Below are 21,122 nucleotides of genomic sequence, written 5' to 3'. Positions count from 1 at the left end.
GGTCGGCCACGCGCCGGGTCGGGCGGGGCGGGGGCGTAGCGTCGGGGGGGTGAGGGGCTACGGAGTAGGCGAGTTTCAGCTCGCCGTGCTGCGGCGGATGCAGGACCACCGCCCGGAGCTGGTGGACAGCGCCCTGCGGGCGCTGAATGCTTCGCACGCCGACCTGCGCGAGGCGCACAACAAGTGGCAGGCCCGCCTGCGCAGCACGTCGCACCCCCGCGGCGAGCGCGGCTACCGGGTGATGCTCGGGCCGCCCGAGCAGGAGGTCGAGCGGCAGGTCGGCGACCTGCGGTGCAGGGCCATGTTGTGGCGGCTGCCGCTGTGGCCGGACCTGCGGTGGGAGGTGCTGTGCGCCCCCGGCGGCACGGCGGTGTGGAACGAGTGGCTGGTCCGCGCCCCCGGCGCGGAGCCACCGCGGTTGAGCAGCGTCGCCGACCTGACCCCGTGGTCGTGCGTCGTGGACGACGTGGCCCGCGCCTTCCCGCCGGCGGCCCCGCTGCCGGCGGACGCCCCGAGCCGGGCGCGCCTCGCGCTGACCGCTCCGGTGACCGGCGAGCGGATCGTCGCCCATTTCACCTGGGGTCTTCTGCAGTTCACCGACCCGCCGTGAGCCCGGGGTGGCGCGGCCCCCGAATATTTTGTATGTTCGAGGAACAAAGTGGTTCCGCCCGCTCACCCTGACCGGCGGGCGGGACCACTGAGTACGTCTCGCACCGTTCCAGGGAGCCCCATGCCGTCCGTGTTCACCGCCCGCGCCCTGCTGCTCGACATGGACGGGACGCTGGTCGACTCCGACGCGGTGGTGGAGCGCTGCTGGTCGCGCTGGGCGGTCCGGCAGGGCCTGGACCCGGCCGCGGTCCTGCGGGTGGTGCACGGGCGGCAGGGCCACGCCACGATGGCCGAACTGCTCCCGCACCGCCCCATGGCGCAGAACTACGCCGAGAACGCGGTCATGCTCGCCGAGGAGACCGCCGACCTCGAAGGCGTCGTCCCGGTCCCCGGCGCCCCCGCCTTCCTCGCCGCCCTGACCGGGCACCCGCACGCCCTGGTGACCTCGGCGGGCGAGCAGCTGGCCTTGGCCAGGATGGGCGCGGCCGGCCTGCCGCTGCCGCCGGTGCGGGTGACCGCGGAGCGGGTGGGCGCCGGCAAGCCGGACCCGGAGGGCTTCTTGAAGGGCGCGGCGGAACTGGGCTTCGCACCCGAGGAGTGCCTGGTCTTCGAGGACGCCGAGGTCGGCATCGCGGCGGCCAGGGCGGCGGGGATGCGGGTGGTGGGAGTGGGGCCGCGGGCCGCCGCCTTCGGGCCTTCCGCCCATGCCGCCTCGCTGGAGGACGTGGTGGTGGCAGCGGCGGGCGGCGTGCTCACCGTCACGGTGGGCTGAGCACGCCGCCCGCCGTTCAGCCCGCGATCGCCTCGTAGAGGCTGAAGGCGGCCAGCACGACCATCACACCGGCGGCGATCTTGGTGATCAGCGCCAGCGGCACCCGCTTCATCAGCATCCGGCCGCCGAAGATGCCCAGGGCCGCGACCGCCCACAGGCCGAGCACCGCGCCGACGGCGACCGAGACGGGGTCGTCGTAGCGGGCGGCGAGGTTGGCGGTCATGATCTGCGTGAGGTCGCCGAACTCGGCGACCAGGATGAGCATGAAGCCGGTGCCCGCGACCTTCCAGAAGCTCTGGTCGGCGGGCGGTTTGACGGTCTCCTCGTCGTCGCCCTTGGAGAACAGCAGCATCGCCGCGCCGCCCAGGAAGAGCAGGCCGACGACGCCCTGCACCCAGCGGTGCGGCAGCAGTGTCAGCAGCGAGCCCGCGGCGATGGCGAGCGCGACGTGGACCACGAAGGCCGCGGCGACGCCGGCGAAGACGTAGGAGGCCCGGTAGCGGGTGCCGAGCATGAGACCGGCGAGCGCCGTCTTGTCGGGGAGTTCGGCCAGGAAGATCACGCCGAAGACGACGGCGATGACGCTGAGGCTGAGCAAGGGTCGGATTCCTCGATCGGTAGGGGCTGCCCTGCCGAGAGACCTACGGAAAAGGGGTCGCTTCGGCACGGCAGCGTCGGAACACTGCGGCCGAAGGTCTCGCTGGCCGCGTCACGTTTCCGTATCGCTGCCTCCGGGCGCCGGCCCCGGCCTCTTGTCGCGCCTTTCGGCGCCGCTCGAGGACCCGGGCAGTATGTCGACGGTCCGGCGAAGAGCTACTCCCCTTCTGCTGCCCACCAGTGTACGGGACGCCCGACCTGGGCAGATTTCAGCACCGGCACTTTTCCTGCACCATGGGAGCAGGTTCGGCGCCGGCGCGGTGATGCCGCGGCGCGGGCGCTTCCCCGGAAGCCGGAACGTTGTTCCGGGAAGTATTCCTGCCGTGACAACGTCGTGATTGTCTCGTACGTCACGCACCCTGATCGGTACCGCCGGCCCATGCTGGCGTACGCTGTACGGCTGACGGTGGATGAAGATCCGCCGCCGTTGACGCGAGACCGGCACTGACAGCTCCGCAAGGCCTTGACCAGCACAAACGGGCAGATCACGGATAAGGCACCGCACGGATCAAGCACCGCCAGGCATCGGCACACGCTCCCAGCGGCATTGCAGGACCCGACAGGACCCGACAACGACGCGTAGGACTGGCGAAGGACGAGGAGGCGCGGTGCTGCAAGGCCTGGGCTCTCTTTTCGAGTGGCCGTGGATCTACGTGCTCGTGGCGCTGTCCGTCCTCCTCGACGTCTTCGTCCCCGTACTGCCCAGCGGTGTGCTGGTGGTCAGCGCGGCGACCGCAGGCTCCTCCGGCACCAGCGACGACATCCTCGACGTACTGGCCCTGCTGGCCTGCGCGGCGGTGGCGTCCTGCCTGGGCGATCTGATCGCCTACCGGGTGGCCTTCCGCGGCGGCGACTGGTTCGACCGCCGGATGGCCTCCTCGCGGCGGCTGGCGGCCGCGCACGACCGGCTCGGCCAGGTGCTGGCGAGCGGCGGCGGCGCCCTGGTGGTGCTCGCCCGCTTCGCCCCCGCGGGCCGCAGCGTGGTGAGCCTGGGCGCGGGTACGGCCCGCCGCCGCCCCCGGGAGTTCCTGCCGTGGTCCGCGCTGGCCGGCGTGTGCTGGGCCACCTACAGCGTGGGGCTGGGCTGGGTCGGCGGCGAGTGGCTCGGCGCGAGCTGGCTCGGCACCCTGATGTCCTTCGTGGCGCTGCTGGGCGCGGGCGCCTTCGCCGCCTACGTCTTCCGTCGCGAGCGCCGTACGGCGATGGCCGCAGCCTATGCGGCGGTTCCGCTGACGATCCCCCCTCAGGCCGCCGCGGGCCCCGACCGCAGCTCGGTCGTCGAAGCCCTCTGACCGCCCGCCTGGCGCCGTGAACGGCCGCCGGCGGGCGCTTTGCGTGGCACTCCCCCACCGACGTCAAAAGTATTCTCACTCGATACGGCAATAGGCAAGCACGCAGCGTCACCGAAAGAATACTCCCGTATCACCCCCATACGGGAAGGACATGCACATGTCGGTTGATGCGGGCCAGGACACCGCACACGGCAATCCGCAGGATGCAGCGCGTACGAGCCTCGATACGGCCGCCGCGCGGAATCTGGCCACGACGACCAAGTCCACCCCCCAGATGCAGGGCATCTCGTCCAGGTGGCTGCTCAAGGTGCTGCCCTGGGTCCAGGTCAGCGCGGGCACCTACCGGGTCAACCGGCGGCTCAGCTACGCCGTCGGCGACGGCCGGGTGACGTTCGTCAAGACCGGGTCGCAGGTCCGGGTCATCCCACAGGAACTGGGCGAGATCGCGGCGCTGCGCTCCTTCGGCGACGAGGAGGCGCTGACCGCGCTCGCCGACCGCTTCGTCCAGCGGGAGTTCGCCCCCGGTGACGTCCTGGCGGAGGCGGGGCAGCCGGCCGACACGGTCTACCTGATCGCCCACGGCAAGGTCGAGAAGCTCGGCGAGGGGTCCTACGGCGAGCAGAACCGGCTGGGCACCCTCGCCGACGGCGACCACTTCGGCGAGCAGGCGCTGCTGACCGGGGACGGCGAGTGGGCCTTCACCGTCCGGGCGGCGGCGGCCACCACCGTGCTGGCTCTCGGCCGGCAGGAGCTGGAGCAGCTGCTCGCCCAGGCGGGGCCGCTGCGCCAGCACCTGGAGGCGGTCCGGTCGATCCCGCAGCAGCGGGCCAACCGGCGCGGCGAGGCGAACATCGAACTCGCCTCCGGGCACAAGGGCGAGGCCCAGCTGCCCGCCACGTATGTCGACTACGAGGTCAAGCCCCGCGAATACGAACTCAGCGTCGCCCAGACCGTGCTGCGCGTCCACAGCCGGGTCGCCGACCTCTACAACGAGCCGATGAACCAGACCGAGGAGCAGCTCAAGCTCACCGTCGAGGCGCTGCGGGAGCGCCAGGAGCACGAGCTGATCAACAACCCGGAGTTCGGGCTGCTGCACAATGCCGAGTACGAACAGCGCATCCAGCCGCACGCCGGGCCGCCGCTGCCCGACGACCTGGACGAGCTGATCAGCCGCCGCCGCGGCACCCGCTACCTGCTGGCCAACCCCCGCACCATCGCGGCCATCGCGCGCGAGTGGACGCGGGCCGGCATCTACCCCGACCCCGTCGAGTGCCACGGCTCCACCGTGCCCGCCTGGCGCGGTATCCCGATCCTCAGCTGCAACAAGATCCCGGTCACCGAGGCCCGTACCAGCTCGATCATCGCGATCCGCACCGGCGAGGACAACCAGGGTGTGATCGGCCTGAACCAGACCGGTCTGCCCGACGAGTACGAGCCCGGTCTGAACGTCCGCTTCATGGGGGTGGACGACAAGGCGGTCATCAGCTACCTGGTCAGCACGTACTTCTCGGCGGCCGTCCTGGTGCCCGACGCGCTGGGCGTGCTGGAGAACGTGAACGTGTCCAACTGGCGCTGAGCGGCGGCGCCGAGCGCCCGTCACGAGGCCCCGCCGCCCGGACCTGACCGGGCGGCGGGGCCGCCTCGTGTGCGGAACCGCCCTGTGCGCGGGGCCGCTTCACATGCTCACAGCAGTTGGCGGAAGAGGTCGGAGGAGACGGCCAGGCCGCTGCCGAAGGGCGCGTCCAGGTCCCAGATCAGGAACAGCAGGAAGGCGATGAGCGCGCTGAAGAGCCCGGCGAGCAGCAGTTCCCTCGCCGACCGCCTGATCTGCAGCGTGAAGATCAGCCCGACGGTCACCAGTGCGCCGGTGATCAGACCGAACCAGACCACCCCCGGCATCGTCGAGCCCGCGCTCTGGCCGCGCGAGGCCCGCGCCGTGTCGGCCGCGGCGACCTCGTCCACCACCGGCTGGTACGCCTGCGCCGCCAGGTCGCTCTTCGGGTCGAAGGTCGTGACGTCGGTGCGCACCTGGTTGAGCAACTCCGTTCCCCGCGGCGATAGTTCGCCGTGGTGGCGCATGTAGGACCACTCCTTGTCGGCGACGAACGCGGCATAGGCGTCGACGTCCGCCCGCACCTTGTCCCTGACATCGGCCGGGTAGACCTGCACCCGGACCTTGACCTCGTGCAGCGCCTGCGTCTCGGCCAGCACGTCGGCCTGCGCCCCGCCCATCCCCTCCCACACTCCGGCGATCGCCAGGCCCAGCACGATCGCGTAGATCACCCCGATCATCATGACCATGTACTCGATGACGTCCGGCGTCTCGCTCGGATCGTCGTCCTCGGAGATCCTGCGCTGCCTGAGGACGACGACGGTGACGACGACCGCGCAGACCGCGGCCATCGCGATCAGCAGTACCACCCATTGCGACATGTGAACTCCCCCTCGCGTCCTACCGGTTGTTCCTGCGATACGCCCCTGAGCCGGGCTTGAGCACGGCGGCGGCCAGCAGCCCGGGCACCGTCGTGAGCAGCAGCGTGGTCGTCAGCTTCCGCCGGTGCGGCTCGGGTGCCGCGGCCGGTTCGACCTTCTGCCGCGGCCAGTGCACGACGGCCGGCGGCGCCGGCTTCGGCGCGGGCGCGTGCCTGACGACGGGCCTGGGCCGCTGCACGGGCTTCGGTACGGGTTTGGGCGCCGGCTTGGGCACGGGTTTGGCCACGGGTCTGGGCGCGGGCTTGGGCACCGGTTTCGGGGCCGGTCTGGGCGCGGGCCTGGGCGCCGGCTTCACCGTGTGCACGGGCCGCGGCTTGGGCGTCACCTTCGGCGGCGGTGGCGGCGGCGGTTTGTGGCAGTGCAGCGGCGGCGGCCAGTGCCAGTGCGGATGCCACCGCCCGCACCAGTACGCGGGCCGCGGCTTGTGGGGCTTGTGCGGTTTGTGCGGAGGCCCGGGTTCGGGCCTCGGTCTGTGCCCGTGGTCGGGCACATGGACATGCGGCGGCTTCGGACGGTGCAAGGACACGGCCACGCCCGCGGGCGCGGCCATCGGAACGGGCAGGCGTACGGAAACGGTGGCGGGCATGCCGACGGGCGCCGGCGGACGCGGATGGCCGGGGGCAGCCGCTGCCGCCCCGCACAACCCCCACGACCCCACGGCCGCCGTCACCACGGCAAGTGCCGCCCACGCGCGTATGCGCTTCCCCCTGGAAAGGCTCACGCGTTCATCGTCAGCACCCCGGCGCACGACGCGCCGACAGTCGTACAGCATTCCCCGAAAGGAGTAATACCGGCACCAAACACTCGATCATTCGTGCGAGCCGGCGCCGGGGCGGCCCGGAATGCACCCGGGCGAAGAGGGAGGGGTGGGCGTGGACGGTTTCGAACCGCCGACATCCGCCTTGTAAGGGCGGCGCTCTACCACTGAGCTACACGCCCCGGAGATTGCGACGTCACAGGTTACCCCGCCGCGGGGGCGGGTGGGCAAGCGCATGCGGGGGCGCGTACGGGGAGAGTGCGGCAGGCCGACCGGGCCGTGTGTTCGGGGCGGCCGGGTGGGAGTATGGAGCGGACGGTGGTGGGCGAACGCGGGGAGAGAGAGTCACTGTGACGACGGCACGTTCGTGGTGGCGGCGCGGCGACAACCTGCGTGCGGAGGCGCTGGCGGCCAAGGACGCCGCCGCCCAGGCCTTCTACGAGCTGGACACCGCCCAGCGCGAGCTGGAGATCTCCATCGAGACGATCTCGGCCGTCGAGCAGTCCCCCGAGGCGAGCCGCGCGCTGTCCGGCTTCCGCGCCCTCGGCGAGAAGATCGACCAGGTCAGCGCGGCCTACATCGCCACCGTCGACGCCCATGACCTGGACCGGGACGAGCTGGACCACGCGTCCGCCTCCCGGGCGGTCAGCGAACTGACCCGCGCCAAGGACGACCTGGTCAACGCCAGGACCGAGCTGGAGCGCTACCAGTCGACGATGACGCCGCTGCTGAACCGCGCCGAGACCCAGCTCGCCCGGCTCGCGCCGGCCAGGGAGCGGGCCAAGCAGTCGCTGCTCGCGGCGAGCAACGCCCTCGACGCGGTGCGGGCCGCCGGCATCACCGCCGACGAGCTGGCGTCCCGGCTGGCGGCGCTGGCGCCCGAGCTGACCAAGCTCAACGAGGGCGCAGCCAAGCACGGCGTCAAGGAGACCGTGCAGCGCGCCGACGACATCCGCCGCAAGGCGGAGGCGGTCAGGGCGGAGGCCGAGCGGCTGCCGGAGCAGGCCAGGGAGATCGACAAGCGGCTGGTGTCGCTGCGGACCCGCGTGCAGGCGCTCGGCACCCGGGCGGAGGGCGTCGCGCCGGTGCTCAGCGAACTGCGCCGGCGGTTCTCGCTTGCCTGCTGGCAGGACCTGCAGCAGGTCCCCGAGCAGGCCGCGCAGGCCGTACGGCAGGCGGAGACGGCGCTCGCCGAGGCGCGCAGGGCGCGGGACGGGCAGCAGTGGGCGCAGGCCACCGCGAAGCTCGCCTCGGTGCGCGCGCTGATGGACGACGTCGACGGCGCGGTGGGGGCCGCGGGCGACCGGCTGCGCCGGCTCAACGAGGTCAGCAAGGACCCCAAGGCCGAGGTCGAGAAGACCCGCTTCGTGATCAGGGACGCCCAGCGGCTGGCGATGCAGGGCCGTACGACGCCGGAGCCGCGGCACGCCAGGCCGCTCGACGAGGCGGTGGCCAGGCTCGACCGGGCGCTGGCCGCGCTGGAGGGCCGGCACCCCGACTACTGGGCCTTCCTCACCGAGACGGCCGCCGTCCGGGAGACGGCGAACCGTGTGGTGTCCAACATCAGGGAGGACCGGGCCGCGGGCCGCTGACCGTCCCGCCGCCCGTCAGCTGCAGCAGCCGCCACCGCAGCAGCCACCGCCGCCCGCGGGGGCCGGTGCGGACGCGGCGGAACCGGCCGCGGAGGCCGTGCCGCCCACCGAGACGGTCGACAGCAGCTTGACCGTGTCGCCGTGGCCCTGCGGGCAGGGCGCTGGGGCGCCGGACTGCGACATCGGGCGGCGCATCTCGAAGGTGGCTCCGCACGTCTTGCAGCGGTATTCGTAACGAGGCATGGCCTCAGGGTAGCGGTCGGCGCCCGCTGTCGCCGCGGTGCTGCGGGGGCACCCCCGACCTATCCTTGAGGCAACGGCGTCCTCGACGAGTCCAGCCCCCGAAGGAGGCGCCCATGCGACTCGACGACCACCTCCCCGTCGACCACCGGCTGAACCAGGTCTACCGCTTCGGGGCGGGCGCGATGGGCCTGATTCTCGTCGTCTTCGGCATCCTGGGGCTGCTCAACCACGTGTCGTTCATGTCGAAGGCCGGTGAGCGGATCGCGGGGCTCAACTCCAACGGCGCGCTCAGCACGATCTCCATCGTGATCGGCGCGCTGCTCTTCGTCGGCATGGTCATCGGCGGCAACTTCGCCTCCACGCTGAACATCTGCGTCGGATGCGCCTTCCTGATCAGCGGCTTCGTGAACCTGGCGCTGCTGGACACCGACAGCAACCTGCTGGCGTTCAAGATGTCGAACGTGCTGTTCAGCTTCGGCGTCGGGCTCCTGCTGCTGTTCTTCGGACTGTACGGGCGGGTCACCGGCGGCTTGCCGCACGACAACCCGTACTGGATCCGCCGCCACCCGGAGGAGGCCGCACGCGAGCAGCACGCCAGGGAGCGGGCGGCGGCGGCCGCCAGGAGGCCGCCGCCCCGCCGCGGACTCCCCCAGCACTGACCGGTACACGAGGCTGCGGCTACGGCAGCCTGCGGGCCAGCGTGAGGCCGTCGGCGACGGTCAGCAGGACGTCGTCCACCCGGTCGTCGGCCCGCACACGGTCGTTGAAGGCGCGCACGGCCGCGCCGCCGCCGGTGGCCGCCGGGTCGGCGACGTCACCGTGGTAGAGGGTGTTGTCGACCACGAGCAGCCCGCCGGGCCGCATCCGCGGCACCAGCTCCTCCCAGTAGTCCACGTAGGACTCCTTGTCGGCGTCCAGGAAGACCAGGTCGATCCACTCCCCCGCGGGCAGCGCCCGCAGTGTGTCGATCGCCGGGGCGATCCGCAGGTCGATACGGTCCGCGACACCGGCCCGCTCCCACGCCTCGCGGCCCACCGCGGTCCACTCCTCGGAGATGTCGCACGCGATCAGCCGCCCGCCCTCGGGCAGCGCCTGCGCCATCGACAGCGTGGAGAAACCGGTGAAGGTACCGACCTCGACGACCTGGCGGGCACCGGTCAGCCGCACCAGGAAGGCCAGCAGGGGTCCCTGCTCCTCGGCGGTCTGCATGCCGGCCACCCCGGCGAGGCGGCGGTGCGTGGTCTCGACCAGCCCGCGCTGGACCGGGTCCAGCGGCGGGTTGTGGTCCAGGACGTAGGCGTACAGCTCCGGTGTGAGCTGCGGGTTCTTCGTTTCGTACAAGTGTCTGCTCCGATGTGTGGCGCTTGGTTAGGGTGACGGGATGCTTGTCGATGACGCGGTCGCCCTGGTGCCCAGCATTCCAGGCCGCCGCGCCCTGCTGGGGCTGGCGGGCGCGCCGGCTGCCGGCAAGTCGACACTTGCCCGGCGGCTCGTCGCGGGCGTCAACGACCGGCTCGGCGCCGGCACGGCGGCGTACGTCCCGATGGACGGCTTCCACCTGTCCAACGCCCAGCTGGACCGGCTGCGGCTGCGCGACCGCAAGGGGGCGCCGGAGACCTTCGACGTCGACGGATACGTGGCCCTGCTCGGGCGGCTCCGCTCCGAGCGGACCCGGCCCGTCTACGCGCCCGACTTCGACCGGCGGCTCGACGAACCGGTCGCCGCCGGGCTCGTCGTCCCCGCCGGCACCGCGCTCGTCGTCACCGAGGGCAACTACCTCGCCGACGACGGGCCCGGCTGGGGGCAGGTCCGCGATCTCCTCGACGAACTCTGGTACGTCGAGACACCGCGCCGGCTGCGCGAGCGCCGCCTTTTGCGGCGGCATGTGCGGGGTGGGCGCACCGAGGCCGAAGCGCGCGCCTTCATCGCGTCCAGCGAGCGGTTGAACGCCAGACGGGTCGAGCTGACTCGCCCCTTCTGCACCAGGGTCGTGTCCCCCCGGGACCCGTGAGGTGGGTGCCACTTGCAGTGGCGTCGCCTACTTTCCCACCGTCGTGGCTGGTCGCGCCGTTCCCCGCGCCCCTGGGTGATTGCCCCTTGCGGTGCGCGGTCGACTTTCCCGCCGTCGTGACGGGGCGCGCAGTTCCCCGCGCCCCTGGGTGATTGCCACTTGCGGTGAGCTCGCACCCTCCGGTGCATCGTGACGGGGCGCGCAGTTCCCCGCGCCCCTTTGGGCCTGCGTCCTCCTACGCCCAGCAATGGCCCCTGCCAGGGGCCTCGCCCTTCCGCGGAGGGTGAGCGTGCTTAGGGGCGCGTGGGGGTACCCCCTCTGGGGGAGAACGGAGCGCCCCCCACCCCGCAGGGGGAAAGGCAACGCCACAGCAAGTGGCAATCACCCAGGGGCTCGGGGAACTGCGAGACCAGCCCCCCACGCAGCCACAGGCAGGCAACGCACCGCATGGGGCAGTCACGCGGTGGATGCCAGGAACCGCCGGAGGATCTGTTCGCCGGCCAGGACGCCGCCCGCCGGGAGGGGGGTGACGTGGGACGCAGTCCAACCCGTGTCGGCGAGTTCGCCGTGGGCCGGCGTCCAGCCCGCGTCGGACGCGAGGAGAAGGTCGGCGTCCAGGAGGGAGTCGCCGGCGGCGAGGACGCGCTCCGCGCCGGTGCGCCGGACGATCTCGGCGAGCGCCGCGCTCTTGGACAGCGGCTTGGGCACGGCGTAGATCTTCCGGCCCTGCAGGGACACGGTCCAGCCCAACGGCTCCGCCCAGGCCGCGAGTTCCTTGACCCAGCCGGCCGGGAGCCGGTCCCGGTCGACGACGAGGTACGCGAAGAGGTCCTCCGCGACCCGCTCCTTGCGCAGCCACTCCGGGTCCGCGGTGGCGGCCAGGTGCGCCCGCACCTCGGCGAGCGGGGCCGAGCCGTCGTCGAGCCGGCGGCGCATCTCGCGGTTCCAGTCGTGGTCGGTGCGCCCGCCGACCAGCAGGTGCCCGCCGTTCGCGCAGATCGCGTAGCTCGGCTGCGGCCCCGGCAGGCTTATCCTCCGGTACTGCTTGCGGGTGCGGGTCGTGGCGGGCACGAAGCGCACGGCGTCGGCGAGTTCGACCAGCAGCCGGCCCGCGGCCTCGGTCATGTAGGACAGCGGCCGGGCCTCGTGGACCTCGACGGTCAGCAGCCGGGGCGCGTCCTCGTCGGGCATGGTGAGGGCGAGCGCGGCGGCGGAGTAGATGAGGGTGCGGTCGAGGTCGCTGGCGACGATCGTCCGGCTGTAGGTGCGGTTCACAGGGACGACACCGCCTTGCCGTCGGTGCCGGTCGCACCGCGGGTGTAGCGGGGGTGGATCAGGCCGACGCACGAGTACGGCAGGCCGTCGGTCTCCTCGACGGGCACCCCCCGCTGGGCGGCGAGCAGCCGTACGTGGTCGAGGTCGGCGCCTGCGCCGCGCTGGGCGAGGATCTTCCACGGGACGCGGCGCAGCAGCACCCTGGTGGTCTCTCCCACGCCGGGCTTGACGAGGTTGATGTCGCCGATGCCGTACTCCTCGCTGATCCGCTCGACCGCGGCCCAGCCCGCCCAGGTGGGTGAACGGTCCTGCGAGCGCAGCGACTTGACGTCCTCGGCGACGCCGTCGCCGACCGTGCCGAAGGCAGCTGCGACGGTGTCGAGGAACAGCGCGGAGACGTCGGCGCCGGCGAGGTCGCGGTAGAACTTGGCACCGTGGAAATCGCCCGGGCCGATGAGGTCGGCGCGCAGCACCGTGCGTGAGACCAGGCCGGAGACCGTGGAGTTGAGGCACGCCGACGGGATCAGGAAGTCGTCGCGGGTGCCGTAGGTGGACACGCAGCCCCCGGGGTCGGCCAGCACCGCGATCTCCGGGCGGAAGCCGGGAAAATCGGCCATGGCGTCGGCGAGTTCGCGGGTGATGGCGCCCTTGCCCGTCCAGCCGTCGACGAACACGGCGTCGGCCGGGTCGTGGTGGGCGGCGAGCCAGCTGAGCGCGGTGCGGTCGATGCCGCGGCCGCGGACGATGGACACGGCGTAGTGCGGCAGGTCGAGGCCGTGGGCGTGCTTGGCCCAGCGGCGCATGAGGACGCCGACCGGGGTGCCTGCCCTGGCCAGGGAGACCAGGACGGCGTCGGGGCCGCGCTCGGCGAGGACGAGTTCGGTGACGGCGCCGACAGCGCGGGCGATGCGCTCGGCGGAGGTGGCCAGGGCCGCCTTGAACAGCTGCTGGTATTCGGCGCTGGGCTGGTATTCGACGGGCAGCGACTCCGCGTAGTGGGCGCCGCCGCTCTGTATGGCCTCCTCGCGCTCCTCGGTGGGCGCTTCGAGCGGCACGTCGGAGAGGTCCTTGAGCAGCCAGCCCACCTCGTCCGGTGCGTACGATCCGAAGGCGGGTCCGCGCAGCGGCCGGGTGGGTGCACTCATGGGGCCAGGGTTTCCGTTCGGTCGGTAGCAGGGGACGACGGCGAGCAGCACCGTCTCCGTATGCGCGGCGAGCTGCGCGAGCAGCCCGCCGGGTGCGTGCAGGGCGGGGGTGTCCCCGGCGGAGTCCACGACGCTGACGACGGCGTCGAAGCCGCCGCCGGCGACGTTGTAGGCGTACCGCTCGCGCGACCCGGTGTCGGCTGGGTCGTCGTGGGCGGGGAAGACCAGCCGGCTGCGGATGGCGTAGCCGGGGTCGTCCACGGCGAGCACGGGTGAGCGGGTGGTGGTGGAGAAGTAGGCCTCGACGCCGCTGTGCGCTTCCAGTGCCTGGGCGAGCCGCAGCGGTGCGTACATCAGCTCCTCGTTGCCGAGGACGAGGACGCGCCGGGCGGTGGGCGGCAGGGCGGCGGCGATGCGGGCGCCCATGGCGGGCAGGGCGCCCTCCAGGCGTGCGCGGTGCTCGGGCAGGAAGCCGTGCCGGCCGCCGTCGGGTGTCCCGGCGGGCCAGCCGAGGTCGATGCGGGCGGCAGGGGCAGCCGGGGCGGCGGCAGTCGTGTCCTCGGCGTCCTCGGCGTCCTCTGCGGTGCAGGACGCCACGAGGGCCTGCGCGCGGGTCAGGACGCCCTCGGGCAGGGTCACGGTGCCCGAGGCGAGCGCGAGTATGTCGACCCGGGCGCCGAGCTGCGCGGCGAAGCCGGTGAGCCTGGCGTGGTCGGCCGAGGAGCGCATGTCGGTGAGGGCGACCACGACGTAGCGCTCCCGCGGGTGGCGGCGGTGCAGGTCGCGGACGGTGTTGAGGACGGTCTGCCCGGTGGAGAACTCGTCGTCGACGAGCACCAGCGGTCCGCTGCCGGCGAGCAGTGCGGGGTCCTCGGGGAGCAGCAGGTGCCCGGTGGCGTGGCTGTGCTCCTCCTGGAAGGCGCCGCCGGAGGCCATGCCGGGCACCTCGCGCCGGGTGGAGTGCAGGTAGGGCACGGCCCCGACGCCGTCGGCGACGGCGTGCCCGAGTCCGGTGGCGGTCTCGGCGTAGCCGACGACGACGGCCCGGTCGGCCTCCTGCTCGCCGAGCAGGGCGCGGACCCGCAGGCCGAGGTCGCGGGCGTGGCCGTAGACCGTGCCGGGGCGCTGCGGGACGTGCTTGCCGAGCACGTTGGACACCAGCAGGTGCGCCCGCTTGGGGTTGCGGCGCAGGGCGAGGCCGAGCAGGTCGTGCAGGCCGTCGCCGTGCAGCCCGATGCCGAGGCGGTCGGCGACCCACTGTCCCGACCAGGGCGGTGTCGTCAGCATGCGGTGGCGGTCTTCTTCCGTGGGTTCCATGACTACTACAAGGATGCCTGGTCAGGCCGGCGGCAGGCCGGCCGCGAGCAGTTCGACGAAGCTGATGCCCTCGCGGGCGACGCCGAAGGCCGCGGCCCGGTGCAGGGTGCGCTCGGCCCAGGCCCGGTGCGGTTTGACCTCGTTCATCTTGTTCGTGTAGGCGGAGCGCAGGACGCCGCCGCCGCTGCGGTCCTCGTGCAGGATGTCGGCGGCGTCACTGAACTCCTCGTGGGTGACCACGCTGAGTGCGTGCACGACGGGCACGTGGGTGGGGTGGATGCAGGTCTTGCCCTGCAGCCCGTTGGCGCGGTCGAGCTCGATCTCCCGCAGCAGCCCGTCCATGTCGCGCTCCAGCAGCGCCTCGCGCAGGTCCTCGGCCTCGGGGCTGAAGGGGCTGCGGCGCAGCTGCGGCTTGAACATCCGCTCCTGGTGGCGGAAGTACTCCCAGACCGGCCCGGTCACCACGAAGCCGCTGCCGTCGGCGCGGCCCAGCACGTTGACCACGTCGGCGATGACGGCGGCGACGATCTGGACGTCGTAGGCGGTCATGGCGGGGGCGCGGCGCAGCCCGTAGGAGGAGCAGAAGTCGGTCACTCCCAGTCGCAGCGCGAGCACGCGGTCGCGGTACTTGTCGACGGTGCGGGAGATGCCGTAGAGCGTCTCGACCCGGCTCTCCAGGTGCAGCAGCTCGGGGGACTCCAGGACGGGCATGGCGAACAGCCGGCGCCCGCAGGAGGCCTCGGCCTGGCTGAGCGCCTCCAGGAAGGGGACGCCGGACTCCTCGGTGAACTTGGGCAGCACGAAGCCGGACAGCAGCCGAACCGTTTCTCCGAGGCGCCGCACGAGGTCGGTGATCTGCCCGGGGGTGCGGACCCGGATGAACAGCAGCGGGATCTGCCCGGCCGCGCCGGGGCGGTCGGCGAGGTCGCGGAACTGGCGTACGAGGTTGGCCTCGCCCGCCGGTACGTCGCGGTCGTCGATGGAGTCCTCCAGGCACAGCACCATGGACACCACCCCGCGTGCGGCCTGCTTGAGGACGTCGTCGGCGAGCGTGCCGCGGGTGGCGGGGCTGTAGAGGGTGGCCCCGAGGGCGGCGGCGAGCGTACGTGCCGGCGAGTCGGCAGTGAACTCCTGCGGCTCGCGGTGGAACAGTTCTTCCCTCGTCTCCGCGGCGAGGTGTCCGAAGTGTCGCATTGCGCCCCCTTTCAACATACGGGCCTTGAGGACATCTGGCCGATTATCGTACGGGCGAGCTTGCGACACACGTTCCCTTTGTACGTGAAAAACAAGTAACCGCCACAGGTCCACCGTGTGACCTTCCGCGCGCCGCGTGCCGACCCCGCCACCCGGCGTTGTGGGCCGCGCCGTGGGAAGGGCAGGATGACCGCATGACGCACGTGATGGTGAAGGGCTCGAACGTCCCCCTCGACGCCCCCGGCATCCGGGCCGTGCTGCGCTGGAGCCCCGCTTCCGGCACCCCGGACGTGGACGCCTCCGTGCTGCTGCTCGGCCGCGACGGCCGGGTGCGCTCGGACGACGACTTCGTCTTCTACAACGAACCCCGGCACCCCTCGGGCCTGGCCCGCCACCTGCCCAAGCAGCGGGTCGCCGAGGGTCTGACCGACACCGTCGAGGTGGACCTGGCCGCACTGGACGCCGGCGTCGACCGGGTGGTGATCGCCGCCTCCTGCGACGGCGGGGCCTTCCGCCAGGTCCGCGACCTGTGCGTGCTGCTCTACGACACCTCGGGGCCGCGGCACGCCCCGCTGGTCACCTTCGACGTACGCCCCGACACCGGCGACGAGACCGCGCTGAACTGCGGCGAGCTGTACCGCAAGGACGGCGGCTGGAAGTTCCGTGCGGTCGGGCAGGGCTACGCCACGGGCCTGGTGGGCCTGGCGACCGAGTTCGGCATCACCGTGGACGACGTGGAGCCGGAGGCCGGGCGTGCCGACCCGCAGCCGGCCTCCGCGCCCTCCCGCCCGCAACCGCAGCCCGAGCCGGGGCCGACCAGCGCCTACGGATACCCGCTGCAGGCCCCCACGGGCGGCCACGTGCCCGCACAGCCCGCCTACGGCTACCCGCAGCCCGTCGCCGCCCAGGCGCCGCCGCCCCCGCCGCCGACCGCCCCGCCGGTCCACCAGCAGCCGCAGCCGGGCTACCCGGCCTACGGCTACCCGCAGCCGGTGGGTGCGACCGCCCCCGCCGACAACGGCGCCGCGCCCTTCACGCTGCCCCCGCAGGGCCCGCAGTTCCAGCCGGACCGCTGAGCGCAGGGCGCGCACACCCCGCCGGACGGAGTCCGGCGCAGCCGCCCGAAGCCCGCGCAGCGGTGCGAGGGCGGCAGAAAGAATCAGACCTTGGTCTTGTAGCCGCGGCCCCACTGCAGGCCCCAGCCGTAGAGGCGGTCGATCTCGGCCTGGAAGCCGTAGACGTACTTCACCTCGCGGCGCACGGTCAGCTCGCCCTTGCGGTTCTCGATCAGCACCACCGCGCAGGAGCGGGCCTGCGGCTCGCGCTCGGTCAGCGGGATCTCGATCCGCGGGCCCGAACCGGGGAAGATCTCCACCTTCGCGTGGGTGCGGTCGAAGGCCGGCGTGCCGTCGTAGATGTAGACGAACACCAGCAGCCGGACGAACTCCTCGCGCTTGTCGAAGTTGATGTAGAGCGTCTCGCCCGAGGTGCCGCCGAAGCGGTCGTCACCGCTCATCTGGATGTACGGGGGCGCGTCCAGGTCGCCGAGGAAGTTGCCCAGCGGCTGGACGACGCCCTTGGAGCCGTCGGCCAGCTCGTACATGCACGCCAGGTCCAGGTCGACGTTGACCATCGCGGGTCCCGCGGCCTGCACCACCTGCGGCCGGAAGACGTCGAACTGGCGGCGCAGGAAGCCGCGCCGGTCGCTGTGCCAGCCGCCGGTGTCGGAGGTGCGCATCGACCAGGACAGGTTGACGCGCATGTTGCCGACCGCGGCACCCTGCTTGGTCAGCGACACCACGGGGTGCCGCTTGGTCAGCTCGACCGTGTGCGCGTTCGCGACGTCGAACCGGCCGGCGCCGCTCGGCCGGAAGAAGTCCCACCACGCCATCTGCCGCCACCCCTCCCCTGTCCTGATGTCTGCCTGCCCGGACACGCGGCTGCCCCCGCCGGACGACGGGGGCAGCGCTGTGCCGTGCGCGACCGGGCTACACGCCGGTCGTGACTTCCGTCTTGTCGTCGTCCGACTCCTGGGAGCCTTCCCCGAGACGGCGGTTGCGTACCACCGACGACCAGTACGAAGCGGCGATCAGCACCACACCGACGAGACCGGTGATCACCTCGCTGACGTCGTACTTGATCGTGACGAGCAGGATGACCGCCAGGGCGCCGATCGCGTAGTGCGCACCGTGCTCCAGGTACACGTAGTCGTCCAGGGTGCCCTTGCGGACCAGGAAGACGGTCAGCGACCTGATGTACATCGCGCCGATGCCGAGGCCGAGCGCGATCTCGAAGATGTCGTTGCTGATGGCGAAGGCGCCGACGACACCGTCGAAGGAGAAGGAGGCGTCGATGACCTCCAGGTACAGGAACATGAAGAAGGCGGCCTTGCCGGCCAGACCCGCGACCTGTGCCTTGGTGGGACCGTTCGCGGCCGGCTCGGCGGCCTGTCCGTCCTCGCCGTCCTCGTCCTCGTCGTCGTCCTCGTCCTCCTCCAGGCGCTCCTCGAAGAAGCCGGAGATGCCGCCGACCACGAGGTAGGTGATCAGACCGCCGACACCGGACAGCAGCACCGTCTCGGCCTTGTCGATCGTGCCGTGGCCGCCGTGCACCGGGACCCCGGTGGCAACGGTGGTGGCCGCGATGACCAGAGCCACCAGCGCGATCACCACCGACAGCATGTCCAGCTTGCCCAGCCGCGCCAGCGGCTTCTCCAGCCAGCCGAGCCAGGTGATCTCCCGCTCCTCGAAGATGAAGTCGAGGAAGATCATCAGCAGGAACATCCCGCCGAAGGCCGCGATGGCCGGGTGGGCTCCGGTGACCAGCGCCTCGTAGCGGTCGTGGTCGTCGATCGCGACCCTGACCGCCTCCCACGGGCTGAGCTTCGCGGTGATCGCCACGATGATGATCGGGAAGACCAGGCGCATGCCGAACACCGCGATGAGCACGCCGACGGTGAGGAACATCTTCTGCCAGAAGGTGTTCAGCTTCCGCAGGATGCCCGCGTTGATGACGGCGTTGTCGAAGGAGAGCGAGATCTCCAGGACGGACAGGATCGCGACGATCGCGAGCCCTTTCCCTCCCCAGAGGACGCCGGCCAGGGCCAGGCCGGCGGCGGTGATGCCGAACGACCAGCCGAATGTTCTGAGGAGCACGAGCTTCCCACCCAATCCTTGTGACCTGTGACCACGAGGTCCCCCGCGCGGTACGCGGCTTTACGAAACGTTGACCCCGAAGTCTAGGGCGATCCCGCGCAGCCCGGACGCGTACCCCTGGCCTACCGCCCGGAACTTCCACTCGCCGCCGTACCGGTACAGCTCGCCGAAGATCATCGCGGTCTCCGTCGAGGCGTCCTCCGTCAGGTCGTAGCGGGCCAGCTCGGCGCCGTCCGCCTGGTTCAGCACCCGGATGTACGCGTCGCTGACCTGCCCGAACGTCTGCACCCGGGAGTCGGCGTCATAGATCGACACCGGGAAGACGACCTTGTCGACCTGCGGCGGGACCAGGGTCAGGTCCACCAGGATCGTCTCGTCGTCACCGCCGCTGCCGCCGGTCAGGTCGTCGCCGGTGTGCTCGACGGAGCCCTCCGGCGACTTGAGGTTGTTGTAGAAGACGAAGTACTCGTCCCCCAGCACCCGGCCGTTCGCGCACAGCAGGGCGCTGGCGTCCAGGTCGAAGTCGGCCCCGGTGGTCGAGCGTGCCCTCCAGCCCAGGCCGATCTGCACCCTGGTGAGATTCGGCGCGGCCTTGGAGAGGGAGACGTTGCCTCCCTTGGCGAGCGTGACGCCCATGGTGGTCCTTTCCCCCTTGGCGGGTGCTGCTCAGACGTTGACGCCGAAGTCCTGCGCGATGCCCCGCAGGCCCGAGGCGTAGCCCTGGCCGATGGCCCGGAACTTCCACTCGCCGCCGTGCCGGTACAGCTCGCCGAACACCATCGCGGTCTCCGTCGAGGCGTCCTCGGTCAGGTCGTAGCGGGCCAGCTCGCGCTGGTCGGCCGCGTTGAGCACCCGGATGTAGGCGTTGCGGACCTGCCCGAAGCTCTGCTGGCGGGACTCGGCCTCGTAGATCGACACCGGGAAGACGATCTTCACGACGTCGGCCGGGACGCCGGCGAGGTTGACGTTGATGACCTCGTCGTCGCCCTCGCCCTCACCGGTGAGGTTGTCGCCGGTGTGCTCGACCGAGCCGTCCGGGCTGCGCAGGTTGTTGAAGAACACGAAGTGCTGGTCCGACAGCACCTTGCCGGCCTCGTTGGTCAGCAGCGCGCTCGCGTCGAGGTCGAAGTCGGATCCGGTGGTCGTCCGCGCGTCCCAGCCCAGACCGACGACGACCGCCGTGAGATTGGGGGCCTCCTTGGTCAGCGAGACGTTGCCACCCTTGCTCAGGCTGACTCCCACGAGTCCTCCCCTGTCATTTTCGATGTGTACGTAAGGCCGACCGGCCGACGTGCCCGGTCAACGTGCCGAGCTTAGTGACCGGTTCCCCCGGACCGCACCGCTTCCAGCGCCTTTACGTACTCATGAAGGTCCCGGGCGTCGGGAAGCGCGTTGACCACCGACCAGCGCACGGTGCCCGCCGGGTCGATCACGAAGGTCCCGCGCAGCGCGCAGCCCTTGTCCTCGGCGAAGACCCCGTAGGCCCTGGCCACCTCCCCGTGCGGCCAGAAGTCGGCCAGCAGCGGGAAGTCGAGGCCTTCCTGCTCGGAGAAGACCCGCTGGGTGTGCATGGAGTCGCAGGAGACGGCGAGCAGTTGCGCGTTCTCGCGCTCGAAGTCGGCCGAACGCGCCTGCAGCGCCTGAAGCTCACCGGCGCACACGCTGGTGAAGGCGAAGGGGTAGAAGACCAGCACGACGTTCTTGCGCTCGCGGAAGTCGGTGAGGCGCACCGTCCGACCGTGCTGGTCGGGCAGCGCGAAGTCCGCTGCCGCGGTGCCGATTGCGCTCATTGCGCTCATTGCGCGAGCATCCCTCCTCGGGGTTCCGCCCGCCCTGCCGGGCAGGGCTGTCCCCGGATCGTCCCCGAGCGGCCGGTTGCGCGCGCAGTTCCCCGCACCCCTGAGGGCTTGCCCTCTGCGGAGAGGGTGACCGTTTTTGAGGGGCGCGGGGAACTGCGCGCCCAGGCGGGGACGGCCGGCACCCGGGCAAGAAGATCAAGCCCCGCGGCGGTCCGCCGCAGCCCCGCGGCGGCGAGCCGCAAGGCGTGGAGGACCGCCGGAAGGGCTAGCGCTTGCCGGCGCGCGCGGCTTTGGGGGTGACGAGGCGGCTGCCAGTCCAGTCCTTGGCCGCGTTGACGCTGCTGGTCTGCGCGAGACCAGCCGTCTGCGCGGCCTCACCGATCTCGCTGGGCTCGACGTGGCCGTCGCGTCCCGTCTTGGGGGTCATCAGCCAGATCGGGGCGCCCGGATCGACGGTCGACGTGGCGTCGACCAGCGCGTCGGTGAGGTCGCCGTCGTCCTCGCGGAACCACAGCAGGACGGCGTCGGGCACGTCGTCGTACTCCTCATCGGCGAGTTCTTCGCCCGTCAGCTCCTCGATGCCCTCGCGAAGCTCCTGGTCGCAATCCTCGTCGTACCCGAGCTCCTGGACCACCTGTCCGGGCTCGAAACCAAGCCGGCTCGCCGGGTTGGTCCGCTCCTCCGCGTGGTCCGCGGTCGCGCTCACGCTTTGCCTCCTGTCATGGGGACTGTCGGTTCGTCTCAGTCCAGTGTGTGCCCGCGCGCACGCGGACTTATTGGCGGTAGTCCACACGGGCGCGGCGGATCGCGC

At 71.8% G+C, this 21,122-nt stretch carries 22 protein-coding genes and 1 tRNA gene; 8 read left to right on the top strand and 15 right to left on the bottom strand.

Translation table 11 applies throughout. The annotated features are described in order from the left end of the window. Positions 1-97: 97 nt before the first annotated feature. Positions 98-610 carry a hypothetical protein gene (locus JT723_RS02495; protein WP_240165000.1) on the top strand — a complete coding sequence of 171 codons (513 nt, stop codon included), beginning with the start codon at positions 98-100 and terminating at the stop codon, positions 608-610. 120 nt (positions 611-730) lie between these two features. Then, positions 731-1,381, top strand: coding sequence for an HAD-IA family hydrolase (locus tag JT723_RS02490; RefSeq protein WP_205042633.1), 651 nt, complete (start codon positions 731-733; stop codon positions 1,379-1,381). Positions 1,382-1,397: 16 nt separating this feature from the next. Here the strand turns inward: JT723_RS02490 and JT723_RS02485 are convergent, their stop codons facing one another. Then, positions 1,398-1,979, bottom strand: a complete 582-nt coding sequence (locus JT723_RS02485) for a TMEM165/GDT1 family protein (RefSeq protein WP_205042632.1) — start codon at positions 1,977-1,979, stop codon at positions 1,398-1,400. Between the two features lie 667 nt (positions 1,980-2,646). On the opposite strand from JT723_RS02485, the gene JT723_RS02480 reads away from it, so the two are divergent. Further along, positions 2,647-3,330, top strand: coding sequence for a DedA family protein (locus JT723_RS02480; RefSeq protein WP_205042631.1), 684 nt, complete (start codon positions 2,647-2,649; stop codon positions 3,328-3,330). Positions 3,331-3,487: 157 nt separating this feature from the next. Then, positions 3,488-4,906 (top strand): family 2B encapsulin nanocompartment shell protein, encoded by a 1,419-nt coding sequence (locus tag JT723_RS02475; protein ID WP_205042630.1) that lies wholly within the window; start codon positions 3,488-3,490, stop codon positions 4,904-4,906. Positions 4,907-5,013: 107 nt separating this feature from the next. Here JT723_RS02475 and JT723_RS02470 read toward each other — a convergent pair whose 3' ends face one another. The 3 genes from JT723_RS02470 to JT723_RS02460 all read right to left on the bottom strand — a co-directional run bounded on the left by JT723_RS02470 (position 5,014) and on the right by JT723_RS02460 (position 6,762). Beyond that, on the bottom strand, positions 5,014-5,763 hold the full coding sequence (locus tag JT723_RS02470; RefSeq protein WP_205042629.1) for a bestrophin-like domain: 750 nt from the start codon (positions 5,761-5,763) through the stop codon (positions 5,014-5,016). A 19-nt stretch (positions 5,764-5,782) separates the two neighbouring features. After that, positions 5,783-6,049, bottom strand: a complete 267-nt coding sequence (locus JT723_RS02465) for a hypothetical protein (protein WP_205042628.1) — start codon at positions 6,047-6,049, stop codon at positions 5,783-5,785. A 641-nt stretch (positions 6,050-6,690) separates the two neighbouring features. Continuing rightward, positions 6,691-6,762 (bottom strand) — tRNA-Val (locus tag JT723_RS02460). A gap of 168 nt (positions 6,763-6,930) precedes the next feature. Here JT723_RS02460 and JT723_RS02455 point away from each other — a divergent pair. Then, positions 6,931-8,172, top strand: a complete 1,242-nt coding sequence (locus JT723_RS02455; RefSeq protein WP_205042627.1) for a coiled-coil domain-containing protein — start codon at positions 6,931-6,933, stop codon at positions 8,170-8,172. A 15-nt stretch (positions 8,173-8,187) separates the two neighbouring features. Here the strand turns inward: JT723_RS02455 and JT723_RS02450 are convergent, their stop codons facing one another. Continuing rightward, complete coding sequence (locus JT723_RS02450) at positions 8,188-8,415, bottom strand: FmdB family zinc ribbon protein (RefSeq protein ID WP_205042626.1); 228 nt, start codon at positions 8,413-8,415, stop codon at positions 8,188-8,190. A gap of 113 nt (positions 8,416-8,528) precedes the next feature. Between JT723_RS02450 and JT723_RS02445 the strand changes: the two genes are divergently transcribed. Next, positions 8,529-9,074: a DUF4383 domain-containing protein gene (locus JT723_RS02445; protein WP_205042625.1), complete on the top strand. Its 546-nt coding sequence runs from the start codon at positions 8,529-8,531 to the stop codon at positions 9,072-9,074. A 19-nt stretch (positions 9,075-9,093) separates the two neighbouring features. Here the strand turns inward: JT723_RS02445 and JT723_RS02440 are convergent, their stop codons facing one another. After that, positions 9,094-9,756, bottom strand: a complete 663-nt coding sequence (locus tag JT723_RS02440) for an O-methyltransferase (protein ID WP_205042624.1) — start codon at positions 9,754-9,756, stop codon at positions 9,094-9,096. A 40-nt stretch (positions 9,757-9,796) separates the two neighbouring features. On the opposite strand from JT723_RS02440, the gene JT723_RS02435 reads away from it, so the two are divergent. Continuing rightward, positions 9,797-10,426 (top strand): nucleoside/nucleotide kinase family protein, encoded by a 630-nt coding sequence (locus tag JT723_RS02435; RefSeq protein WP_205042623.1) that lies wholly within the window; start codon positions 9,797-9,799, stop codon positions 10,424-10,426. A 456-nt stretch (positions 10,427-10,882) separates the two neighbouring features. On the opposite strand, the gene JT723_RS02430 is transcribed toward JT723_RS02435, so the two are convergent. From JT723_RS02430 to JT723_RS02420, 3 genes are read right to left on the bottom strand one after another with little or no spacing between them, the layout of a single operon-like run. Beyond that, positions 10,883-11,701, bottom strand: coding sequence for an HAD family hydrolase (locus JT723_RS02430; RefSeq protein WP_251512819.1), 819 nt, complete (start codon positions 11,699-11,701; stop codon positions 10,883-10,885). Next, positions 11,698-14,133: a phosphoribosyltransferase gene (locus JT723_RS02425; protein WP_240164895.1), complete on the bottom strand. Its 2,436-nt coding sequence runs from the start codon at positions 14,131-14,133 to the stop codon at positions 11,698-11,700. Before JT723_RS02425 ends, JT723_RS02430 begins: the two co-directional genes overlap by 4 nt. A 51-nt stretch (positions 14,134-14,184) precedes the next feature. After that, positions 14,185-15,357: an HpcH/HpaI aldolase/citrate lyase family protein gene (locus JT723_RS02420; protein WP_205042621.1), complete on the bottom strand. Its 1,173-nt coding sequence runs from the start codon at positions 15,355-15,357 to the stop codon at positions 14,185-14,187. 194 nt (positions 15,358-15,551) lie between these two features. Here JT723_RS02420 and JT723_RS02415 point away from each other — a divergent pair, with 194 nt between their 5' ends. Further along, complete coding sequence (locus JT723_RS02415) at positions 15,552-16,433, top strand: TerD family protein (RefSeq protein WP_205042620.1); 882 nt, start codon at positions 15,552-15,554, stop codon at positions 16,431-16,433. An 83-nt stretch (positions 16,434-16,516) separates the two neighbouring features. Here JT723_RS02415 and JT723_RS02410 read toward each other — a convergent pair whose 3' ends face one another. The 6 genes from JT723_RS02410 to JT723_RS02385 form a co-directional block, all read right to left on the bottom strand. Continuing rightward, positions 16,517-17,248, bottom strand: a complete 732-nt coding sequence (locus tag JT723_RS02410; protein WP_205042819.1) for a TerD family protein — start codon at positions 17,246-17,248, stop codon at positions 16,517-16,519. Positions 17,249-17,345: 97 nt separating this feature from the next. Continuing rightward, on the bottom strand, positions 17,346-18,512 hold the full coding sequence (locus JT723_RS02405) for a DUF475 domain-containing protein (RefSeq protein ID WP_205042619.1): 1,167 nt from the start codon (positions 18,510-18,512) through the stop codon (positions 17,346-17,348). 60 nt (positions 18,513-18,572) lie between these two features. Next, entirely contained in the window at positions 18,573-19,148 is a 576-nt protein-coding gene (locus JT723_RS02400) for a TerD family protein (RefSeq protein WP_205042618.1), read from the bottom strand. Positions 19,149-19,178: 30 nt separating this feature from the next. Beyond that, positions 19,179-19,754: a TerD family protein gene (locus tag JT723_RS02395; RefSeq protein ID WP_033175112.1), complete on the bottom strand. Its 576-nt coding sequence runs from the start codon at positions 19,752-19,754 to the stop codon at positions 19,179-19,181. Positions 19,755-19,825: 71 nt separating this feature from the next. Next, positions 19,826-20,302 carry a peroxiredoxin gene (locus JT723_RS02390; RefSeq protein ID WP_372441197.1) on the bottom strand — a complete coding sequence of 159 codons (477 nt, stop codon included), beginning with the start codon at positions 20,300-20,302 and terminating at the stop codon, positions 19,826-19,828. 274 nt (positions 20,303-20,576) lie between these two features. After that, positions 20,577-21,017 carry a DUF3052 domain-containing protein gene (locus JT723_RS02385; protein ID WP_033175114.1) on the bottom strand — a complete coding sequence of 147 codons (441 nt, stop codon included), beginning with the start codon at positions 21,015-21,017 and terminating at the stop codon, positions 20,577-20,579. Positions 21,018-21,122 lie beyond the last annotated feature (105 nt).

The organism is Actinacidiphila bryophytorum (assembly GCF_016916835.1).
GTDB classification, from domain to species: Bacteria; Actinomycetota; Actinomycetes; order Streptomycetales; family Streptomycetaceae; genus Actinacidiphila; species Actinacidiphila bryophytorum.
Note: the sequence above shows the minus strand (reverse complement) of the source record. Positions and strands in the feature narration are given on the sequence as shown.

Bases quoted from the DNA above. Each gene is read 5' to 3' on its own strand.
- JT723_RS02495 (WP_240165000.1), top strand. From the start codon at position 98: ATGCAGGACCACCGCCCGGAGCTGGTGGACAGCGCCCTGCGGGCGCTG.
- JT723_RS02490 (WP_205042633.1), top strand. From the start codon at position 731: ATGCCGTCCGTGTTCACCGCCCGCGCCCTGCTGCTCGACATGGACGGG.
- JT723_RS02475 (WP_205042630.1), top strand. From the start codon at position 3,488: ATGTCGGTTGATGCGGGCCAGGACACCGCACACGGCAATCCGCAGGAT.
- JT723_RS02470 (WP_205042629.1), bottom strand. From the start codon at position 5,763: ATGTCGCAATGGGTGGTACTGCTGATCGCGATGGCCGCGGTCTGCGCG.
- JT723_RS02450 (WP_205042626.1), bottom strand. From the start codon at position 8,415: ATGCCTCGTTACGAATACCGCTGCAAGACGTGCGGAGCCACCTTCGAG.
- JT723_RS02445 (WP_205042625.1), top strand. From the start codon at position 8,529: ATGCGACTCGACGACCACCTCCCCGTCGACCACCGGCTGAACCAGGTC.
- JT723_RS02435 (WP_205042623.1), top strand. From the start codon at position 9,797: ATGCTTGTCGATGACGCGGTCGCCCTGGTGCCCAGCATTCCAGGCCGC.
- JT723_RS02425 (WP_240164895.1), bottom strand. From the start codon at position 14,133: ATGCTGACGACACCGCCCTGGTCGGGACAGTGGGTCGCCGACCGCCTC.
- JT723_RS02420 (WP_205042621.1), bottom strand. From the start codon at position 15,357: ATGCGACACTTCGGACACCTCGCCGCGGAGACGAGGGAAGAACTGTTC.
- JT723_RS02415 (WP_205042620.1), top strand. From the start codon at position 15,552: ATGACGCACGTGATGGTGAAGGGCTCGAACGTCCCCCTCGACGCCCCC.
- JT723_RS02410 (WP_205042819.1), bottom strand. From the start codon at position 17,248: ATGGCGTGGTGGGACTTCTTCCGGCCGAGCGGCGCCGGCCGGTTCGAC.
- JT723_RS02400 (WP_205042618.1), bottom strand. From the start codon at position 19,148: ATGGGCGTCACGCTCGCCAAGGGAGGCAACGTCTCCCTCTCCAAGGCC.
- JT723_RS02390 (WP_372441197.1), bottom strand. From the start codon at position 20,302: ATGAGCGCAATCGGCACCGCGGCAGCGGACTTCGCGCTGCCCGACCAG.